Origin of the sequence: Planctomyces sp. SH-PL14, assembly GCF_001610835.1 — a bacterium.
In the GTDB taxonomy this organism is placed as follows: domain Bacteria; phylum Planctomycetota; class Planctomycetia; order Planctomycetales; family Planctomycetaceae; genus Planctomyces_A.
On sequence record NZ_CP011270.1, the window covers coordinates 6,454,734 to 6,473,834 of the forward strand.

Below are 19,101 nucleotides of genomic sequence, written 5' to 3' on the forward strand. Positions count from 1 at the left end.
GGCGGCGAATGGCCCAATCAATATAATGTGGTCGGCTGACGACCGGCGAGGTTTTCGTCCGGTCTCGAACGACGATTGGCCGAGAGACCATGCAGAACCCTGAAATTGCCCGCCTGTTCGATGAGCTTGGCGACCTGCTGGAGATTCAGGGGGCGAATTCGTTTCGCGTGCGGGCGTACCGGAACGCCTCGCGGACGATCGAAAGCCTGAGCGAGTCGATCGAGACGCTGGCGGAGCAGGGGGTGGCGGCCCTGACCGAGCTGCCGGGGATCGGCGAGGACCTGGCGAAGAAGATCGTCGTCATCGTCGAGACCGGGGCGCTGCCGCAGCTGGAGGAGATTCGCAAGCAGGTGCCGCCGGTGGCGCTCAAGATCCTTCGGATTCCAGGGTTGGGGCCGAAGAAGGTCGCCACGCTTCTGACGGAGCTCAAGGTCAAGACGCTCGAGGCGCTGAAGGCGGCGGCCGAGGGGGGGCAGATCGCGGCCCTCAAAGGATTCGGGAAGAAGACGGCCCAGATGATCCTGGAAGGGCTGCCGATGGCCGAGCAGGCGGGGCAGCGGGTTTATCTGGCGGAGGCGAAGATCCTGGCCGATGCGATCGTGGCGGACCTCCGGACGCTGACGGCGGTGAAGCAGTGCGACGTGGCGGGGAGCTGTCGACGGCGGCGGGAGACGTGCGCGGACCTGGATGTGCTCGCGACGTCGACCGAGCCCGAGGCGGTGATGGACAAGCTGGCGGCGAACCCGCTGGTCGCCGCGGTGCTGCAGCGGGGGGAGACGAAGCAGCGGGTGCGGCTGACGGAGGGGCTGGAGCTGGACCTGCGGGTCGTTCCCGAGGAGTCCTATGGGGCGGCGATGCAGTACTTCACGGGGTCGAAGGAGCACAACATCGTCATTCGCCGCCGGGCGCAGGAGCGGGGGCTGAAGCTGAACGAGTGGGGGCTGTTCCGCGATGACAAGCCGGTCGCGGGGCGGACCGAGGAAGAGATCTATCGGGCGGTCGACCTGGAGTGGATTCCGCCTGAGCTGCGGGAGAACCGCGGCGAGATTGAGCTGGCCGAGCAGGGGAAACTGCCGAAGCTGCTGGAGCTGGAGGACATCCAGGGGGACCTGCACATGCACACGACGGCGTCTGACGGGACGGCGTCGATTCTGGAGATGGCGGAAGCGGCGAAGGCCCGCGGTCTCAAGTACATCGCGATCACGGACCACTCGAAGCGGGTCGCGATGGCGAATGGGCTGGATGGGCCGCGGTGTCTGGAGCACTGGCGGGCGATTCAGTCGGTGCGGAAGTCGATCTCCGGGATTGAAGTACTGTGCGGCATCGAGTGCGACATCCTGGAAGATGCCACAATGGACCTGCCGGACGAGATCCTGCAGGAGGCGGAGTGGGTGGTGGCGGTGTTGCACTATGGGCTGAAGCAGCCGCGCGATCAGATCCGGAAGCGGCTGGTGACAGCCATTCGCAATCCGTATGTGTCGGTGATCGGGCATCCGACGGGGCGGATCATTGGACGGCGGGCGCCGGCGGATGTGGATTTTGAGGATGTGCTGAAGGCGGCGGCGGACCATGGGGTGATGATGGAGATCAATGCCAATCCGGCGCGGCTGGATCTGGACGATATCCATGCGGCGGCGGCTCGGGATCTGGGGATTCCGATCGTCATCAACACCGATGCTCACAGTACGGCGGGGTTTGAGGCGATGGAGTATGGGGTGTATCAGGCTCGGCGGGCGGGGCTGACAAAGGGTGATGTGGCGAACACGAAGCCGTGGTCGGCGTTCAAGAAGCTGTTGAAGAAGACGATCTGAACCGCGTTGATGCCGGCGCAGCTCTGATTGCTCAAACCCAATGTGCCACGGCAGCCTGGGGTCAAGGGGGCCACGCCCCCTTGCCGCCGGAGGCACTTCCATGAGGAACCGTGGTCAACAACGGACGTCCCCTTCGGGGTACCCGCGTGTTGGTGAGGGGGCATACGGCACGTTGTTCGCGATTGGACACTTACTCCTTCAGATGTCTCTCGACGGTCAGGCCTCCGGCGGGCAAGGGGGATTCTCCCCCTTGCATCCCCTGACCAGGGTGCCCCTGGACCGGTCGGACATGCCCCGTGCTCGGGCATCGTTGTTCGCCGTTCTGCTTTTCTATAAACAACCCTGAATGGGTTCCGCGTTCCACTCGTTCAGGATGTGTCGCATGCTTGGCGTCTCGCGCTCTCCGATTCGCTCTCTCCACTGGCTGTCGTCCCGGGCTGCTCTCGTGGCTGCCCTCTCGCTCTCTTCCCTGGCTCTCCCGTCCACCGGTTCCCGGCTGCTGGCACAGGAGGCCGCCAACGAAAAGACCCTCGCCGCGGCACTCGCTCCGTTCGTTGAGAAGCACACGCTGGCCGGAGCCGTCCTCGTCGTGTCCGACAAAAACAAGACACTGGCGACCGAGAGCGTCGGCTTCGCGGACATCGAACGCCAGAAGCCGATGGCGCCGGAAACCGTCTTCTGGATCGCTTCCATGTCGAAGCCGATCACCGCCGCGGCCGTGATGATCCTCGTTGACGAAGGAAAGGTGAAACTCGACGACCCCGTCGAAAAATACCTGCCGGAGTTCAAGACCCTGTGGATGGAAGTGGAGAAGGACGGCAGCCACGTCCTCCTAAAGAAGCCCTCCCACCCGCCGACCGTCCGCGAAGCTCTCTCGCACACGAGCGGCATGCCGTTCAAGTCCGAACTGGAGACGCCGACCCTCGACGGCCTGCCGCTCAAAGACGCCGTCCGCAGCTACGCCATCACGCCGCTGATCTACGATCCGGGGACGAAGTACCAGTACAGCAATGCCGGCATCAACAGCGCCGGGCGGATCATCGAAGTCGTCAGCGGCATGCCGTACGAACAGTTCCTCGAGGAACGCCTCCTGCGCCCGCTCGGAATGAAAGACACCAGCTTCTGGCCGACCGAGGAACAGGTTGCGCGGCTCGCCAAGTCCTACCGGCCCGACAAGGCCAAGACCAATCTCGAGGCGTTCCCGATCTCGCAGCTCCAGTACCCGCTGCAGAAGCACGAAGGACGGTACCCGATGCCCGGCGGCGGACTGTTCGGGACTGCCGAGGACATGGCCCGCTTCTGCCGCATGATCCTCAACGACGGAACGGTCGACGGGAAGCAGATCCTCTCACCGGAGGCGGTCCACGAACTGACGAAGCGGCAGACGCCGCAGTCGGTCAAGGAGAGCTACGGACTGGGGTTCTCGACCGACGGGAACTCGTTCGGTCACGGCGGGGCGCATGCCACGAACATGACCATCGACAAGAAGGCTGGGTTGATCTTCGTCTACATGGTCCAGCACGGCGGCTATGCCAACGATGACGGCGGAAAGATCCAGCCCGCCTTCCAGAAGGCGGCGCGGGAACGGTTCGCGACGGCCAAGTGAATCGGCCTTCGGGCACGCCGTGACGAAGTTTTCGAGTGGGAGCAGCGAGGTGACGGAGATGAACCGCATGACCGGAATCGTGTCCGTCCCTCGCCTCTGTTCGGCGTACCTGTTCGCGGGCATGTTTCTGAGCTGGCTCAGTTCAGCGCGGGGAGCGGAGCCCGCGGACCTGATCGTCCATTCGGGCCGCGTGGTTACGGTCGATAAGGGGTTTTCGATCGCGTCCGCAATGGCGGTCTTGGGATCGAAGATCGTTGCCGTCGGGACGACGGAGGAGATCCTCAAGCATCGCGGCGACAAGACGGAGGTGGTCGACCTCCAGGGGAAGATGGTTCTGCCGGGGCTGATCGACTCGCACGTTCATCCCGGCGGGGCGAGCCTGCATGAGTTCGACCATCCGATCCCGGCGATGGAGTCGATCGCCGATGTGCTGGACTATGTCCGGGCACGAACGAAGGTCGTGCCGGAAGGGGATTGGATCACGCTGCGGCAGGTGTTCATCACCCGTCTGAAGGAGCAGCGGTATCCGAATCGGAAGGAACTCGACGAGGCAGCCCCGAAGCATCCCGTCATGTTCAGCACGGGGCCCGACGCCTCGGTCAACTCGCTGGCTCTCAAGCTGAACGGGATCGACAAGGAGTTCCGCGAAACCGGAGCGGGGAAGATCGAGCGGGACGAGGCGGGCGAGCCGACCGGGATCATCCGGACGGCCGGGCGGTACATCAAGACGCAGGGCTCGTCCGGCCGGTCGCCGACCGCCGCCGAGTCCGACGCGAGGCTGAAGCTGCTCTTTGCAGACTACAACCGCTGGGGGATCACCGGCGTGATCGACCGGAACTGCAGCTCCGGGGGCCAGGAGCAGTACCTCCGGCTGCGCGAGGCAGGGGAACTGACGGTCCGGGTGCGGATGTCGCGGAGCCTGAAGGTCGACCAGCCGATCGAGAAGGTCGTCGCGGACCTCGATAAGCTCGCCGCCGATCCGGCGTTCACGACGGACGACGATCTGGTCCGGATCCTGGGAGTGAAAGTCTTCCTCGATGGCGGGATGCTGACCGGCAGCGCGTACATGCGCGAGCCGTGGGGCGTCAGCCAGATCTACGGGATCGACGACAACCAGTACCGCGGCCTGCTCTACATTCCGCCGGAGACTCTGACGCCGGCCGTGAGGGCCTGTGTCGAACGCGGGCTGGCGTTCACCGCCCACAGCGTCGGGGACGGCGCGGTCCATGCTCTCCTCGGGGCGTATGACGAGGTCAACAAGACGACCCCCGTCGGGCCGACGCGGTCGAGCCTGACGCACTCCAACTTCATGAGCCGTGAGGCGGTCGGGATGTGCGCCCGACTCCAGATCCCGGTCGACATCCAGCCCGCGTGGCTCTATCTCGACACCCGCACTCTGGTCCGGCAGTTCGGCAATGAACGGCTGCGATACTTCCAGCCGCTGAAGAGTCTGTTCGAAGCAGGAGCGATCGCGGGAGGCGGGAGCGACCACATGCAGCGGATCGACGCCGAGACGTCCGTGAATCCGTACCACCCGTTCCTCGGGATGTGGGTCGCGCTGACGCGGCAGGCAAAGTGGTTCGAAGGGACGCTCCATCCGGAGGAGGCCCTCAGCCGCGAGCAGGTGATCCGCTTCTACACCTGGAACAACGCCTACCTGATGAAGCTCGAAGAGAAGGTCGGCTCCCTCGAACCAGGCAAGCTCGCCGACTTCGTGATCGTCGACACCGACCTGCTGAGCTGTCCTGTCGAGGACGTGCGGAAGACGACTGTCCTCGCGACCTATCTGGCCGGGCAGAAGGTGTATGACGCAGGACGGAAGTGAGCCGGTCGGTTAAACACGAAGGCACCAAGAGCACGAAGGTGAGATGCTCAAAGGGGAGCGCCTTGGTGACCTTTGTGAGATCTTTGTGTCTTGGTGTTTCACTTCTGCGGACGAAACAGCCGTGCGGCTGTTCGGCGCGTCGTGGCTGGCCCGGAGCGGGAGCCCGGCAGCGAGGGCTGCCGGGATGTGAAGCCGACTTCAAGAGAGAGACCGCGGCCCGATCAGTGGTTCTTCGAATCCGACATGCTGAAGTCGGGCTCGTTGTCGTGCCGGACTTCAGTGGTCTCGTAGGCGAAGTTCGTCGGGTGGGTGCAGGTCAGGATGCGGAACTGCGCTTCCCGGGCGGAGATGGCGAGCGGCTTCAACTCCTGAATGGAGAATCTGGCGCGAGCCCAATCCGCGCCGTCCACGGCGACTGAAGTGAACAGGGAAAGGCCGGCACTACCGCAAACCGTACCGAAATAGAGGATTGCGAGCAGGAGCAACTCTGCCGCAGGAACATGCCCTCTCATTGAACCTCCACACCTTGGGGATCCAGACCATAACAGTACCGCGTATTTTCGGTAAGTTGACTGGACGCCGAATTAACAAACGGAAGCCGGGCGGAATGGACTGCTGGACGGAGAGCGTCCCGCTCGACGCGATCTCCCAGCCGCCTGCCCGACAGCCGGCTGTCTATGGAAACGCTTCGCGCGGGAAAAGTTTCGCCCGTAATGGTGCCGCGCACAAAGAATCTCGCGGCTGAGCGAACCGCGAGACGCGGGTGAGCGAGTCACACCGACCGGAGAGCGGTGGTCAGGGTGCGGAGCAGGCGGTCAACATCGGCCGGGGTGTTGTAGCCGTGGACCGCGATCCGCAGACGGCCGGCGTGGCTCATGACGTGGATCTGCTCCGCCAGCAGCTGCCGATGGATCTCGTCCGCCTTCGGATGCCGGAAGGCGATGATCCCCGCCGGCGGGACATCGGTCGGCGTCAGCAGCTCGACCGGAAACTTCTTGATCTCGTGAAGAAGCCCTTCGGTGAGCGGGCGGGCGTGGGCGTCGATGGCGTCGACGCCGGCGGACTCGATGTACCGCAGGCCGGCGCGGATGGCGTAAATCGCCGGGAAGTTCGGCATCCCGACCGCGAAGCTCGGTGCGCCCGGGCGGCTGATCGCTTCGTCGAAGCGGTTGGCGCCGAAGGCGTCCTGGAGGTGGTACCAGCCGCCGGCGGGGGCCGTCAGTTCGGCCGCCCGCTGCGAGCGGACGCCGACGAGACCGCCCCCGTGCGAGGCGAGGATCCACTTGTGGGTCGAGCTGACGATCAGGTCGACGTCGTCGAGTTCGAGCGGGATGCGTCCGAGGGCCTGAGTGACGTCGACGGAGAAGAGGGCGGAGGAGTGGCGGCGGACGGCGTCGCGGACGGGGGCGAGCGGGAGGCGGTAGCCGTTGTAGAAGCTGACGAGGGAGGTCGTGACGAGCCGCGTCTTCGGCGAGAGCAGAGGGATCAGGTCTTCGGTCCGCAGGGCTCCGCCGCGGGACCGCCAGACCTTGACGGTGGCGGGGGATTCCTTCTGGAGCCAGGGGGTGACGCCGGCGGGGAAGTCGAGATCGTTGACGACGACTTCGTCCCCTTCGCGGAGCCGGAGGGCCATGGCGGCGAGGTTGTAGGCTTCGGAGGAGCAGGAGCAGATGGCGACTTCGTCGGTGGTGAGTCCGTAGAAGCGGGCGACGAGGGCCTTGGTTTCGTCGAGGGCGGCGAAGTGGGGGACGCGGCCGTCCATGCCGCGCTGTTTGTGTTCGAAGTATTCGAGGAAGGCGTCGCGGACGGCGAGGGGCGAGACCCCTTCGGCGGCTGTGTTGAAGTAGGCCATCTCGCGGAGAGGCGGGAAGTCGCGGAGGCGGGATTCGGCGGTCAGCATGGCGGGGAACTCCAGGAGGGATTGCTGAAGATGACGACCGCCGGGGGCCGCGACAAGAACGGAGCGCAGCGGGAGGGCCGGCATTCAACGATGTCTTCACCGGGTCCAGGGGCACCCTGGTGGGGAGTGCAGAGGGGCCTGTGTCGTTTTCTTGGCCCTTTGCCCGCCGGAGGCCTGGCCGTCGAGAGATATCTGAAACGCGCTGTGTCCAAACACGGACAACGTGCCGTATGCCCCCTCACCAACCCGCGGGGATTGCAATGTAAGCGGTGTGAATTGAGGGAGTCCTCATAGCGGGTACCACAAAGGGGACATCCGTTGTGTCCCACGGTTCCGCGACGAAAATGCCTCCGGCGGCAAGGGGGCGTGGCCCCCTTGACCCCAGGCTGCCGTCGCACGTTGGGTCTGAGCAATGAAAGTCGCGCCGGCGAGAAGAGTGTTCGAGCCACCGGGACAAACCATTCGTTCCGAACCTTCAACGGCATCGATACGCGAGAACACCCCTTTGTGCTCTTGGTGCCCCCTTGGTGTCTTGGTGTTTAACAACCAGCCCACAAGTCCGGGACGACAGCCGAGCACGTCCCTTCCCGCGAAGCGGACATTCGCCGTTACAGCAGGTCCTTCAGCGCGAAGTGGTGCTTGCCAAGCTTGCCGCCATAGTTGCCCGCGGTGATTCGTAGCAGGCCCGGCTGAGTGGCGGCCGCATGCAGCCCGGCCTTCATTGCCGCCTGCACGGCCGCGAAGCTCAGGCCGTCGATGACGATCTCGTAGACCGCCTGGCACTCCGGCGGCAGTTCGGACGCCGTCGTCCCCCGCAGCGTCGGGCAGTAGGCGTCATTGGTGCTCGCCTTGAGCTTCGGATACCGCGAGCCGACCTTGCTCCCCGACCGGACGATGCCGCCGGGGAAGGGGAGGGCGACGTCCGTGAGCGCGCGGATCGCGTCGACCGCCGCCTCGGTGGCCTGGAGTGTCACGGCGGCGCTGCGGCCGCAGAAGAGGAGGTTCCCCCCCGCGATGCCGGTCTGGGTGCCGAACCAGTCCTCGCAGAGAAACTCTCCGTCCATGACCGGGATCCGCCAGTATCGCCGGTCGCCGAGCTTCTTCGACTTCTGGAAGCCGTCGCCGAAGTACCGGATCGCGCCGCCGATCCGGATCCGCTTCTCCTTCGGACAGTCGAAGATTCCGTTGAAGCAGGCGGTCGTCGGGCAGGTGAGGACGCACTGGCCGACGCGGGACTGGAGCGCCTTCCCGAGTCCGTCGGTGCTGAACCCGAACGCCAGCACCGAAACGCCGGGACGTCCGTCGGGCGTGTCGTCCGCCGGGATCTCGCGTTCGATTGCCGCTTCGACGTCGCAGGCGATGACGCTCGTGGCGTTGCCGCAGAGGACGGTGGCGGCGGTGCGGGCCCAGCGGGCGGTGGCGGCGGTGATGACGAGCCGCGCGGCCTTGATGGGGAACGCTTCGGCGAAGGTGTCGACGATCTCGACGCCGTTGACGAAGTGCGATGTCGGAGCCGCCGCGGTGTCCATGTCCCCTGGCCTGTGCGCTGGTGAAGTCGGACGCTCAGGCTAGTCGCTGGCGGCGGATCGACGAAAGGGAAGCGGGAGGCGGCAGAAGGCGCGCAAGCGGGAAGAGAATCGAGAAGCAGAAGACGCGCTGTGCGGCGGACGGGAACGAAAGGCAGCGTGCGCGGTCAAAGAGATCAGACCGCGTACTCGCGGGAGTCTTCGGGATACTCCTGCTCCTGCGGGGCGGCCTTGCGAGGCGGAGCGAAGGAGTCCTCGTCCTCAAGGACATCATCATCGAAGTTGAGCTTCACGACCTCGTGCGGGAGGTTCAGGACTTCCGTGTGCTCTTCGTGGATGGAGCTTGTCTGGCCGGGGCCGAGGAACACCTGGAAGCGGACGGAGGCAAACGAGACTTCGTCGCCTGGGAGCAGGGCGGCCCGCGTCACACGCTGGCCATTCACCTTGGTGCCGTTCGTGCTGCCGAGATCGCGAATGAACAGAAGGCCGTCTGTCCGGGCAAGAACGCAGTGCAGCTTCGAGATGCTGGAGTGATCCAACACGATGTCGCACAGGCCGCTCTTGCGACCGATCAGCGACACTTCGCGCTTGATCACCAGGGGAGGTCCTCCGTCAGCCGGAATGAGTTTCGCGATCATGCGGAGAACCGTTAGCGAGGCATCAAGGCGTACTTCTCAAATTCTCACCGATGTTGGAACGCTGTCAATGGGTTCCACCGGTTGAGAGCTCACTCCACCGCATCCAGTCTGAGGAGTTTGCCGCAGGGACGGGGGACGCCGCCGGCGGGCTTTCCACAATCTTCGACAGGGACACCGTCTGAGAGCGTGGCACTATTTAATCATCGTGGCGAATTGGAAACGTCCCGCAATGGAATCCCGGCCCGAATCCCGTTTCTCCGTGGAAACCCTGGGGAAAGAGGACTGTTGTACAGTAGTTTGTGGGGCGTTCTCCGATTTTCGGCGGGGTGACAGCAAGGATGCGGATGGCCGCGTTCACAAGGTCTTGCGGGATTTCGCCATGCAGCCAGAGTCCGTCGGCGTCCTGGTGGGGTAGCCGGCGCCAGCCGAGGCTGAGCCGGCCCATGGTCCAGCGGGCGTTGATGTCCTGGATCGGCCGGACCCGTTTCGCCGCCCCGTCGCGGTACAGCATGGAGTCGATGCCGAGCGGGCCGAAGTAGCCGTCCCGAGTCAGCCGCTCCGCTACCGGTCGAGTGTCGTGGACCGCCTCGTCCCACCACCGCTCGGTCTTAGCGGAGCGGAACAGGCTGCCGAGATATCGGCCGTCCGGATGGCAGAGCAGGGGCGTGACGCCGACGAGCTGCGGGGCGTTTCCGGCCCGGAGGTCCCACTGCACGCCGACCTCGGCGATCCGTTCCACCCATGGTTCGAGATAGACCGCGCCGTCCCGGGCGATCCGCTTGCGGGCCCATTGCTCCGCGGTCTCGTTCGGCGAGCCACGGCCGAGAAGACGCTCCCGCGCGGCGTGACTGTACTGGGCCTTGATGACCCACCGCGCGTCCCCGAGCTCACGAGTGCACGCGGCGAGGTCCTCCCATGTGCGGCACTCGGCTGAGCCGGCGAGGGCGGTCCCGGTCTCCTGCTCCATCGCGAACGAGAACTGCCGGCTGTTGGCGGCGCGGACGATGTCGAGGGGTGGAGGCGTGGGGGTGAGGCCGTGTCGGCGGGCCCATGCGACGGCGTCGGAGTTCCATCCCCACGGAACGAACTCGGCATCGCGCGGCACCGTGGCGCCGGGGCCGATCGCGATGACTCGCGGGAGGCCTTGTGCGACGAGGCCGTCCCAGAAGTCGGGCGGGATCGGCTCGGGACACCAGATGGCGTCCCCTTCGTCCGCGACGGCGATCCAGGCGGTGGCCAGCTCCGCCTGGATCCGTCGGACTGCGGGAGTGGAGGCGGGCTGGCCGGTGAGGCCCGCTTCGAAGTCGAAGTTGCCGTAGAAGAGTTTCATGTCGGCGCCCGTCGCCGCGGAGCGCTCCGGTCAGGAGGTCTTGTCGGTGAAGAACCGGCCGAAGGTCTGCTTCACCGACTGGATGCCGGCGTTCATGGAGCGGACGTCGTTCGTCGGGGAGAGCATGAGGCAGCCCTTCTCGACGAGCATCGCGGCGTGTTCGGGAGTCGTCGTGACCGCGCCCCAGGTCTTGCCGTGGCGGCGGCAGGCGGCGGCAACGCGGTCGATCGCTTCGAGGCAGCGCTCGTGCATGAACTGGCCGGGGACGCCGAGTTCCTGGCTGAGGTCGGAGGGGCCGATGAAGAGGAGGTCGACGCCGTCGATGGCGGCGATTTCGTCGCAGGTCTGGACTGCCTGGGCGGTTTCGATCTGGATGGCGACGAAGGTTTCGCGGTTCGACTTCTCGCAGAACTCAGCGAGGCCGAGGGTGTTGTACCGGCCGTCATAGCCGCCGACGTTGACGCCGCGGCGACCGCGGGGGGCGAACTTGACCCATTGGACGATGCGTTCGGCTTCGGCGGGGGAGTTGATCTGGGCGGCCATGACGCCGCCGGCGCCCGCTTCGAACATCCGCATGACTTTGGCGTAGTCGGTGGGTGCGAGGCGGACGAAGCTGTCGAGGCCCGCGGCTCGGCCGGCCATGGTGGCGAGCTCGATGTCCTTCATACCGAGACCGGTGTGTTCTTCGTCGATCCAGAAGCCCTGGAAGCCGCCGTGGATCCCGTACATCTCGATGATGTTGGGGTGGAAGATGCGGCCGATGGCAAAGACGTTGACGCGTTCGCCGCGTTGGAGGCGGGACTTGAGGGATGTCATGGCTTGGGGCGGGGGGCGGGGGACGGTGGGGCGTGGGGGGGAGCGAGCGTCCGCAAGTTTAGATTGCGACGCCGTCGATTCTCCATCCCACCGGGTTCAGGCCGATCCCGGTGTCCCGAACCACGTCCATGCCGGCGCAGCGCCGATAGCTCAAACCCAACGCGCGACGGCAGGCTGGGGTCAAGGGGGCCACGCCCCCTTGCCGCCGGAGGCATTTTCGTCGCGGAACCGTGGGACACAACAGACGTCCCCTTTGTGGGACCGGCGTCGAGGACTCACTGGTCGCTCTGCAATCCCCGCGGGTTGGTGAGCGGGCATCCGGCACGTTGTCCGCGCTTGGACACTCACACCTTCAGGCATCTCTCGACGGTCAGGCCTCCGGCGGGCAAAGGGGCGTTGCCCCTCTGCACTCCCCACCAGGGTGCCCCTGGACCCGGTTTTATGAGTCCGCTGTTACGCCACAACGGACCCGTATCCTGGACGCTGGCTACTTATCGATTCGATGTGGCGTGCTCAAGCTGCTCCGGCTCGACATAGATCGTTCCTTCAAACCTTGCGATCTGCTCCAGCGTCGCCGTCAGAATCGAGTCCACGGACGGAACCACGGCCGGCTTCGCCAACCGGAACCCGACAAACCGCGAACAACCCAGGAACCGGTCCACAACAAACGTCTCACCCAGCGTCAGCCCCGCCTTCTCGGCATAACGCGCGATCTGCCGATGCGTCTGACAAAGCGTGTCTCCCCAGAAACCGGGAAGCCGACGGCCGGTCACCGAGTAAACCGCCGTATTGACGAGCATCCGGCATCCATAAACCCGCCGGCCCGGCTCCGTGAGCGCGTAGTGCAACCCATACCCCACGCCGTGGCAGGTGATGTTGATCACGCCCCCCGGCCGGAGAACGCGCGACCACTCCGCGAAAATGTTCTGCTGGTCCGTGTACGGAATCACCACGCTCGAAACGATCGCGTCGAACTCGGCATCGCCGAACGGCAACTCCTCAGCCCGGCCATGTCGGACCGACAGCCCGGCCTCGCAGCATTCCGCGACGAGCCGCTTATCGATCTCGACCCCCTGGACGCGATGCCCCCGCTGGCGGAGGTCGGTCATGAGCTCGCCATGGCCGCAACCGATGTCGAGAATCTGCGACCCGGGCCGCAGTCCATCCACGAGGAACTGGCGGCAGAGGACGTTGGGAGGCGGAGCATGCGGATCCGGAGTCGGGATCGACATCGGGACTATCCACTGAAACGGGGGAGCGGGGTGACCCGACAACCCTAGCTCCCCCGACCAGCCGCTCCCGGCCAATGCCCGCAATCCCGTCCGGATCCCGCCCGTCAAAGTCGGCCTATCCCTCTTTCACCGCTGCGCCCGCCGCCGCCGGTGCCACCGCTCCAGCCCCTGCGGCCGGCCCGTTGGTCGGCATCTCGGCCGAGTCGTGCAGCGGAAGCGTGAAGCCGTGCGCCTGCATGATCTCGTGGATCGCGGGACGCACCCCGGGAAGATGCGCGACGAGCCGCTTGAACGCCTGCCGCGAGACCGTGATGACGTTCACGTCGGTCTTGGCCCGGATCCGGGCGTTCCGGGGCTGGTCCGACACGAGGGCGACCTCCCCGAAGACATCCCCCGCGGAGAGCGTGGCGACGACGTTGTCGTTCTTCACGACCTCAACCTCGCCGTCCGCGATGGCATAGAGCTTGTCGCCGAAGTCCCCGGCGTCAAAGACCGTCTCACCGGCATGGAAGTGCTGCGAGACGACGTTGTCCGGACGGAAGATCCGGACCTGGGTGATGTCCCGCGGGAGGATGAAGTCCAGCAGCCAGTCGAGAGCGATCCGAACCTTGCGGTCGAAGCCCGGGATCTTGGAGAGGTACACCGCCCGCCAGAACATCCACGCCGGAATTCCCCACAGCCGGATGCCGAACACCTCGGCGACGGCGGAGCCCCGCCCCAGCGAGGCGAGCTTTCCGAGACCGGTGAAGAGGAACGGCTTCTTCTTCGTATGACGGATCGTCGCCAGGATGTTCGTGGCGCAGGTCCGGGCCTGGCGAATGGCGTGCTGGGCGGTCGGCGGCGAGATGATGCCGTCCTTCTGCGGGACCGCCGCGCAGTCGCCAAGGGCCCAGACGCCCGGGTACTCGGGGACTTCCAGGAACTCGTTGACCTTGATCCGGCCGGCGTCGCACGGGCAGGGGAGGGTCTCGATCAACGGGGAGGGAGCGGCGGGGACGGTCGTGACGACGGTCCGGGTCGCGATCTGCTCCTGCTCCTTGCTCCCCTTGGCCTGGACGAGAACGGAGTCGGCCGAGACCGCCTTGAGACGGGTGTTGAGCCGGATCTCGATGCCGCGCTTTTCAAGGATCTTGTGAGCGTAGCTGGCGAGCCGCGGGTCCAGCTCGGGGAGGATCCGGTCGGCGCTCTGCAGAAGAATGCAGCGGATCTCGGAGTAGTTGATGTGCTGATACGCCTTCACGGCGGTCTGGAGGAAGTCGTTGAGCTCGGCGAGACACTCGACCCCCGAGAAGCCCCCCCCGGCGACCACGAACGTCAGGAGCTTTTTCTTCTCGACCGGATCGGTCTCGATGTCCGCCTCTTCCAGCATCCCGACCGTCTCGTTCCGCAGCCGGAGGGCGTCCCCCAGGTACTTGAACGGCGTGGCGTGCTCCCGCATCCCCGGGACCAGCTTGTAGTTGAGCCGGGTCCCCAGGCCGATGACGAGCTGGTCGTAATGGAGCGTCAGGAGCTTGGGCTGGAACTCGCCGCCGAGCTGGACCGTCTTGTTGACGAGGTCGATCGCTTCGATCGGGCGGGTGTAGATTTGCGTCCGGCGGGCGAGGCGGCGGATGGGGGTGATGCAGTGCAGGGTCTCGATGGTCCCCGAGATGACCTCGGGGAGCAGCGGCTGGAAAACCATGTAGTTTTCGTTGGTGACGAGCGTCACCTCGATGTCGTCCCGCTCGTCCCGCGTCATGAGGGACTCCAGGTCCTTCGCCGCGTGCACGCCAGCGAAACCGCCGCCGAGAATGAGAATCCGATGCTTGCGTCGAGTGTCCGTCATGGTGGCGCCGGCCGGAGATTTTGCCCGCGGCCCCCTCATGGCGCCGCCTGGTTTTGGTGTTTACCCCGATGTGCAGGGTGAGGTATATGCCGCACTTCTCGTTTCGCCAATGGAACGGGGGGAGCGGGGGCGGTTCCGCGCCCTTCCCAACCGGATCACAGGACGTGCTCCCTCCTTCTTCCCAACGCGCGCTGCCGCTGGTCTGCCGGGCGGACCTGCAGGTCCAGGAGATCGACGTTCGCGGCCGCCGGCACTACGTGGTCAAGGATCCGCTGGGATTGACCTACCTGCGGCTGCTTCCGGTGCAGCACCGCGTCCTGAAACTCCTCGACGGGACCCGCTCGCTGGACGACGTGGTGGCGGTCCTCCACTCCGATCCGGAGTACCGGCGGTTCGATGTCGGCCAGATTCGGGGAATTCTGTTCGATTTGCACGACAAAGGGCTCGTCTGGAGCTCCCGGCCGGGAACGGCGGCTGCCGTCGTGGACCAGCAGAAGAAGGAGCGGGTCCAGCGGTGGAAACGCCGGCTGACGAGTCTGCTCTTCATCCGGCTCCCCGGATGGAACGCCCGGACCTTTCTGGTGCTTCTGACCGACTGTTTTGGGTGGCTGTTCACGCCGTGGGCCTTCGGGCTGGCGGCCCTGTTCGGCCTGTGGACCGGGTTGTTTCTGCTGAGTCACTTCGAAGAATTTCAGCGGCAGCTGCCGTCGCTCGACGAGACGCTGACCGGCCAGAACCTGATGACGCTGTGGTGCGTGGTCGGCGGCCTCAAAATTCTTCACGAATTCGGGCACGGCGTGGCCTGCCGGCGGTTCGGAGGGGAATCGCAGACGATCGGTGCGGCGTTCCTCGTCTTCAGCCCGTGCCTGTATTGCGACGTGTCCGATTCCTGGATGCTTTCCCGCCGCGGACACCGGATGGTGGTTTCGGCGGCGGGGATGTATGTCGAGCTGCTGATTGCCTCGGTCGCCCTGTGGCTGTGGTGGTTCTCGGTGCCGGGGCTGTTTCACTCGCTCTGTCTGCAGATCGTCGTCGTCGGATCGGTCTCGACGCTGCTCTTCAACGCGAATCCGCTGTTGCGGTACGACGGTTACTACCTGCTGCAGGACCTGTTTGGCGTGCCGAACCTGCAGTCCCGGTCGCAACAGGCGATGCAGGATGCTTTGTGGTGGACCTTGCTGGGAGCCGAAATGCCCGACAACCCGCTCATGACTCCCCGTTCCCGGATCGGCTACGTCGCCTACGGACTCGGCTCGGCGGGCTACCGCTGGTCGATGGTCCTGGGGGTCGGCCTGTTCCTCTACAGCGTGCTGGAACCGTACGGCCTGCAGGTCCTGGCCTGGGGCTACGCCCTTGCCAGCGTGGTGGCGGCGGCGGGACTCTTCCTGAACAGCGGGTGGAAGGCGGTCCAGACCCAGGACCTGCGGCGGTCGGCGCCGATCCGGCTGCTGGCGGTCGGAAGCGTCGTCGGCGGATTGGGGTGGTTCGTTCTCTCGTGTCCGATGCCGTTTCACGTCACCGCTCCGCTGATTGTCGAAGCCCGCGGCGTTCAGCACGTTTATTCCGAGTCCCCTGGCCGACTGCAGTCGCTCCTCGTTCGGGAAGGGGAGCGGGTCGAGGCGGGACAGCCGATTGCCGAACTGGTGAACACCGAGTTCGACCATCGGGTCATCGAGCTCGAAGGAAAGATCCGGACGCTCGAGACCGATTCCGAACTGGCCCGGGCGATTTCCGATCCCGACCTCAATGCCCTGGCCCGCGAAGGGCTGCGGACGGTGTTGTACCAACTCGAACATGCCCGGACGGATCGGCAGCGTCTGAGCGTCCGGGCTCCTGTCAGCGGCCGGATCCTGACCGCGCCGCCGGAAGCCGACACCTCGGGCGGTCAGGATGCTTCGGTCCCCGGCCTGCGGGTCGGTGCTTTGAATTCGCAGCGGCTGGAGTCGCATGTCCTGCGTCGGACACACCTGTGCAGCATCGTCCCGGAACGGGGCTGGCAGGCGGTCGCGTGGGTCGATCAGGAGCAGCTGGGGACGATCGCCGCTGACGGGACCGTCGATCTGCGCTTGGAGGCGTTTCCCGGCCGGACGATCCACGGGACCGTGGAGTCGATCGCTGCCGCCGATGAGAGCACCGTGCCGGCCGCCCTGTCGAAGAAGAGCGGCGGGCAGATCACGACCCAGTCTGCGGAGGACGACGAAGTTCCCGACCGCCGGCTCTATCGCGTCGTCGTCCGGCTGGAGGGTGAGGCTCTGCCGCTGCTCGTCGGGATGCGGGGGACGTGTCAGCTCGACAATCCGGCCAACACGATCGGCGAGTGGTTGTACCGCGCGTTCTATCGCACCTTCCCCGCCGGAGGGGCGTCCTGATGGTCACCGGACCTTCGATCACGGGGCCTTCGATTACCGGACCGGCACTTCTGGGACGCGTCCATGCGTGGCCGCTGCCCCGCCTCGTTCGCGACGTGGCGCTCCAGCTGGAGATTGGCCAGATCTTCCGCGAATCGACACGGTGGCAGAGCTGCTCCGATCAGGAGGTCCGGTCCCGGGCCCTGGCCCTCCGGGCCGCGGTACAGGAAGGGGAGGATGTCCGCCGGCTCGTCGTTCCGGTCTATGGGCTCGTCCGGGAGATCTCCCGCCGCAAGCTCGGGATGGCGCACCATCCGGTCCAGATTCGCGGGGCGCTGGTGATGGCCCGCGGCAACATCGCCGAAATGCAGACCGGCGAAGGGAAGACGCTCACCGCTCTCATGCCGATCGTCCTCGGGGCGCTCGACGGGCGGGGGGCGCATGTCATGACTTCCAACGAGTATCTCGCCAAGCGGGATGCGGAGTTTGCGCTGCCGGTCCTCGAAGAGTTCGGCCTGACTGTGGGCTACATCCTCCACGCCAAGCCGCAGGAGGAGCGAGCCCGGGCTTACCAGCAGGACGTCACATATGGGACAGAGAAGCAGTTCGGCTTCGACTTCCTGATCGACACCATGACCCTGACGAAGGCCTTCGGAACGGCAGCCGGGCGACGCGAAGGGGCTCCCTGTCCGGGGCTGCTCCAGCGGGGGCATCACTTTGCTCTCGTGGACGAAGCAGACAGCATCCTCATCGATCAGGCGAGTACGCCGCTCATCATCTCCTGTCCGCAGCCGTGCCCGCCGGATGAACAGGTGCTCTTCCGCTGGTGCGATGCGACCTCCGCGAAACTCATCGCTGACCGCCACTATCGGCTGGACCGGGAGAAACGCTCGGCCAAGCTGACGCAGGCGGGGTGCCGGTCCGTGCTCCTGACGGGACGGCCGCCGCAGATCGGCCGGTTTCCGACGGATCGGTTGTTCGCCCAGGTCGAGCGGTCGCTGGTCGCCCGCGAGTGTTATCGCGGGGAGCGGGATTACATTGTTCTTGATGGGAAGGTCGAGATCGTCGACGAGGGGACGGGGCGCGTGCTTCCCGGCCGGAAGTGGCAGGACGGGCTGCAGCAGGCGATTGAGGTTCAGGCGGGGGTGGCGTTCAGCGATCCGATGGGGACGGCAGCCCGGATCACGCTGCAGAGCTATATGAAGAAGTACGGCCACCTGTGCGGGATGACCGGGACTGCGACCGACGTGGCTGAGGAGTTGCGTGATGTGTATCGCGTGGCGGTGCAGGTCATTCCGCCGCATCGGCGTTGCCGGCGGCAGGAGGCGTCGACGCGGGTGTTCTCGACGCTGGAGGCCAAGCTGGCGGCGGTGACCGAAGAGATTGGCCGGCTGGTGGCGGCGGGGCGGTCGGTGCTGGTGGGGACTTCGTCCGTTCACTCATCCGAGCTGTGTGCGAAGCGGCTGGCGGATGCGGGAATTACCGCGCAGGTTCTGCATGCCCGGCATCATGAGCAGGAGGCCCGGATCGTGGAGGCGGCGGGTGAGCCCGGGATGGTGACCGTGGCGACGAACATGGCGGGGCGGGGGACGGACATCAAGCTGCATGAGTCGGTCCGGACGGCCGGCGGGCTGCATGTTTTGGCGATTGAGCTGAACAGTTCGGCCCGGGTGGATCGGCAGCTGGTGGGACGCAGTGCGCGGCAGGGGGATCCGGGGTCGTTTCAGTTCTTTGTATCGCTGGAAGACGATCTGCTTCGGGCGCTGGGGCCGGAGCGGCATCGGCGGTTGATGGAGTCGGGGCGTCGTCGGCGGCGGATGGAGTTGCCGGGGCGGTGGGTGAAGCCGTTTTATGAGGCTCAGATTCTGTTGGAGCAGCGTGGCGAGAGTGATCGTGGGCGGATGCTGCAGCAGGAGACGCGTCAGTCGCGGATGTTTGATTCGTTGGGTCTCGATCCGCATGTGGACTTGTTGACGGACACGATCTTCTAAGAACCGGGTCCAGGGGCACCCTGGTGGGGAGTGCAGAGGGGCAACGCCCCTTTGCCCGCCGGAGGCCTGGCCGTCGAGAGTCTCTCTGAAGGAGTGAGTGTCCAAACGCGGACAACGTGCCGTATGCCCTCTCACCAACCCGCGGGAATCGCAAAGCCAGCGGTGTGTTGTGAGGGAATCCTCAGCGCCGGTTCCATAAAGGGGACGTCCGTTGCTTACAACGGTTCCTCATGGAAGTGCCTCCGGCGGCAAG

The 19,101-nt window shown here is 65.6% G+C and carries 13 protein-coding genes; 5 read left to right on the plus strand and 8 right to left on the minus strand.

Features of this window, described 5'->3' with window-relative positions; all coding sequences use genetic code 11:
* Nucleotides 1–89: 89 nt before the first annotated feature.
* The 3 genes from polX to VT03_RS24695 all read left to right on the plus strand — a co-directional run bounded on the left by polX (nt 90) and on the right by VT03_RS24695 (nt 5,242).
* Nucleotides 90–1,811, plus strand: a complete 1,722-nt coding sequence (gene polX, locus VT03_RS24685) for a DNA polymerase/3'-5' exonuclease PolX (protein WP_075095470.1) — start codon at nt 90–92, stop codon at nt 1,809–1,811.
* Between the two features lie 382 nt (nt 1,812–2,193).
* Nucleotides 2,194–3,417, plus strand: coding sequence for a serine hydrolase domain-containing protein (locus tag VT03_RS24690; protein WP_082846510.1), 1,224 nt, complete (start codon nt 2,194–2,196; stop codon nt 3,415–3,417).
* A 67-nt stretch (nt 3,418–3,484) separates the two neighbouring features.
* Entirely contained in the window at nt 3,485–5,242 is a 1,758-nt protein-coding gene (locus tag VT03_RS24695) for an amidohydrolase (RefSeq protein ID WP_082846816.1), read from the plus strand.
* A gap of 221 nt (nt 5,243–5,463) precedes the next feature.
* Here the strand turns inward: VT03_RS24695 and VT03_RS33780 are convergent, their stop codons facing one another.
* From VT03_RS33780 to VT03_RS24730, 8 genes are all read right to left on the minus strand, one after another.
* Nucleotides 5,464–5,607: a hypothetical protein gene (locus VT03_RS33780; protein ID WP_156514737.1), complete on the minus strand. Its 144-nt coding sequence runs from the start codon at nt 5,605–5,607 to the stop codon at nt 5,464–5,466.
* A 407-nt stretch (nt 5,608–6,014) separates the two neighbouring features.
* Nucleotides 6,015–7,142: an aminotransferase class V-fold PLP-dependent enzyme gene (locus tag VT03_RS24700; protein WP_075097279.1), complete on the minus strand. Its 1,128-nt coding sequence runs from the start codon at nt 7,140–7,142 to the stop codon at nt 6,015–6,017.
* A 608-nt stretch (nt 7,143–7,750) separates the two neighbouring features.
* Entirely contained in the window at nt 7,751–8,671 is a 921-nt protein-coding gene (gene fhcD, locus VT03_RS24705) for a formylmethanofuran--tetrahydromethanopterin N-formyltransferase (protein WP_075095471.1), read from the minus strand.
* A gap of 173 nt (nt 8,672–8,844) precedes the next feature.
* Nucleotides 8,845–9,264 carry an FHA domain-containing protein gene (locus VT03_RS24710; protein ID WP_231870509.1) on the minus strand — a complete coding sequence of 140 codons (420 nt, stop codon included), beginning with the start codon at nt 9,262–9,264 and terminating at the stop codon, nt 8,845–8,847.
* 238 nt (nt 9,265–9,502) lie between these two features.
* Nucleotides 9,503–10,636, minus strand: coding sequence for a hypothetical protein (locus VT03_RS24715; protein WP_075095473.1), 1,134 nt, complete (start codon nt 10,634–10,636; stop codon nt 9,503–9,505).
* Between the two features lie 30 nt (nt 10,637–10,666).
* Complete coding sequence (locus tag VT03_RS24720; RefSeq protein WP_075095474.1) at nt 10,667–11,452, minus strand: HpcH/HpaI aldolase family protein; 786 nt, start codon at nt 11,450–11,452, stop codon at nt 10,667–10,669.
* 491 nt (nt 11,453–11,943) lie between these two features.
* A complete protein-coding gene (locus VT03_RS24725) occupies nt 11,944–12,684 on the minus strand; it encodes a class I SAM-dependent methyltransferase (protein ID WP_075095475.1) in 741 nt (246 codons plus the stop codon).
* Between the two features lie 115 nt (nt 12,685–12,799).
* Complete coding sequence (locus VT03_RS24730) at nt 12,800–14,509, minus strand: FAD-dependent oxidoreductase (RefSeq protein WP_075095476.1); 1,710 nt, start codon at nt 14,507–14,509, stop codon at nt 12,800–12,802.
* A gap of 164 nt (nt 14,510–14,673) precedes the next feature.
* Between VT03_RS24730 and VT03_RS24735 the strand changes: the two genes are divergently transcribed.
* Together VT03_RS24735 and VT03_RS24740 are read left to right on the plus strand one after the other, a co-directional pair.
* Nucleotides 14,674–16,878 (plus strand): HlyD family efflux transporter periplasmic adaptor subunit, encoded by a 2,205-nt coding sequence (locus VT03_RS24735; protein WP_075095477.1) that lies wholly within the window; start codon nt 14,674–14,676, stop codon nt 16,876–16,878.
* Complete coding sequence (locus tag VT03_RS24740; protein WP_082846512.1) at nt 16,878–18,848, plus strand: hypothetical protein; 1,971 nt, start codon at nt 16,878–16,880, stop codon at nt 18,846–18,848. The genes VT03_RS24735 and VT03_RS24740 overlap by 1 nt, the downstream gene beginning before the upstream one ends.
* Nucleotides 18,849–19,101 lie beyond the last annotated feature (253 nt).

Bases quoted from the DNA above. Each gene is read 5' to 3' on its own strand.
- fhcD (WP_075095471.1), bottom strand. From the start codon at position 8,671: ATGGACACCGCGGCGGCTCCGACATCGCACTTCGTCAACGGCGTCGAG.
- VT03_RS24720 (WP_075095474.1), bottom strand. From the start codon at position 11,452: ATGACATCCCTCAAGTCCCGCCTCCAACGCGGCGAACGCGTCAACGTC.
- VT03_RS24715 (WP_075095473.1), bottom strand. From the start codon at position 10,636: ATGAAACTCTTCTACGGCAACTTCGACTTCGAAGCGGGCCTCACCGGC.
- polX (WP_075095470.1), top strand. From the start codon at position 90: ATGCAGAACCCTGAAATTGCCCGCCTGTTCGATGAGCTTGGCGACCTG.
- VT03_RS24695 (WP_082846816.1), top strand. From the start codon at position 3,485: ATGACCGGAATCGTGTCCGTCCCTCGCCTCTGTTCGGCGTACCTGTTC.
- VT03_RS24690 (WP_082846510.1), top strand. From the start codon at position 2,194: ATGCTTGGCGTCTCGCGCTCTCCGATTCGCTCTCTCCACTGGCTGTCG.
- VT03_RS24700 (WP_075097279.1), bottom strand. From the start codon at position 7,142: ATGCTGACCGCCGAATCCCGCCTCCGCGACTTCCCGCCTCTCCGCGAG.
- VT03_RS24730 (WP_075095476.1), bottom strand. From the start codon at position 14,509: ATGACGGACACTCGACGCAAGCATCGGATTCTCATTCTCGGCGGCGGT.
- VT03_RS24740 (WP_082846512.1), top strand. From the start codon at position 16,878: ATGGTCACCGGACCTTCGATCACGGGGCCTTCGATTACCGGACCGGCA.
- VT03_RS24725 (WP_075095475.1), bottom strand. From the start codon at position 12,684: ATGTCGATCCCGACTCCGGATCCGCATGCTCCGCCTCCCAACGTCCTC.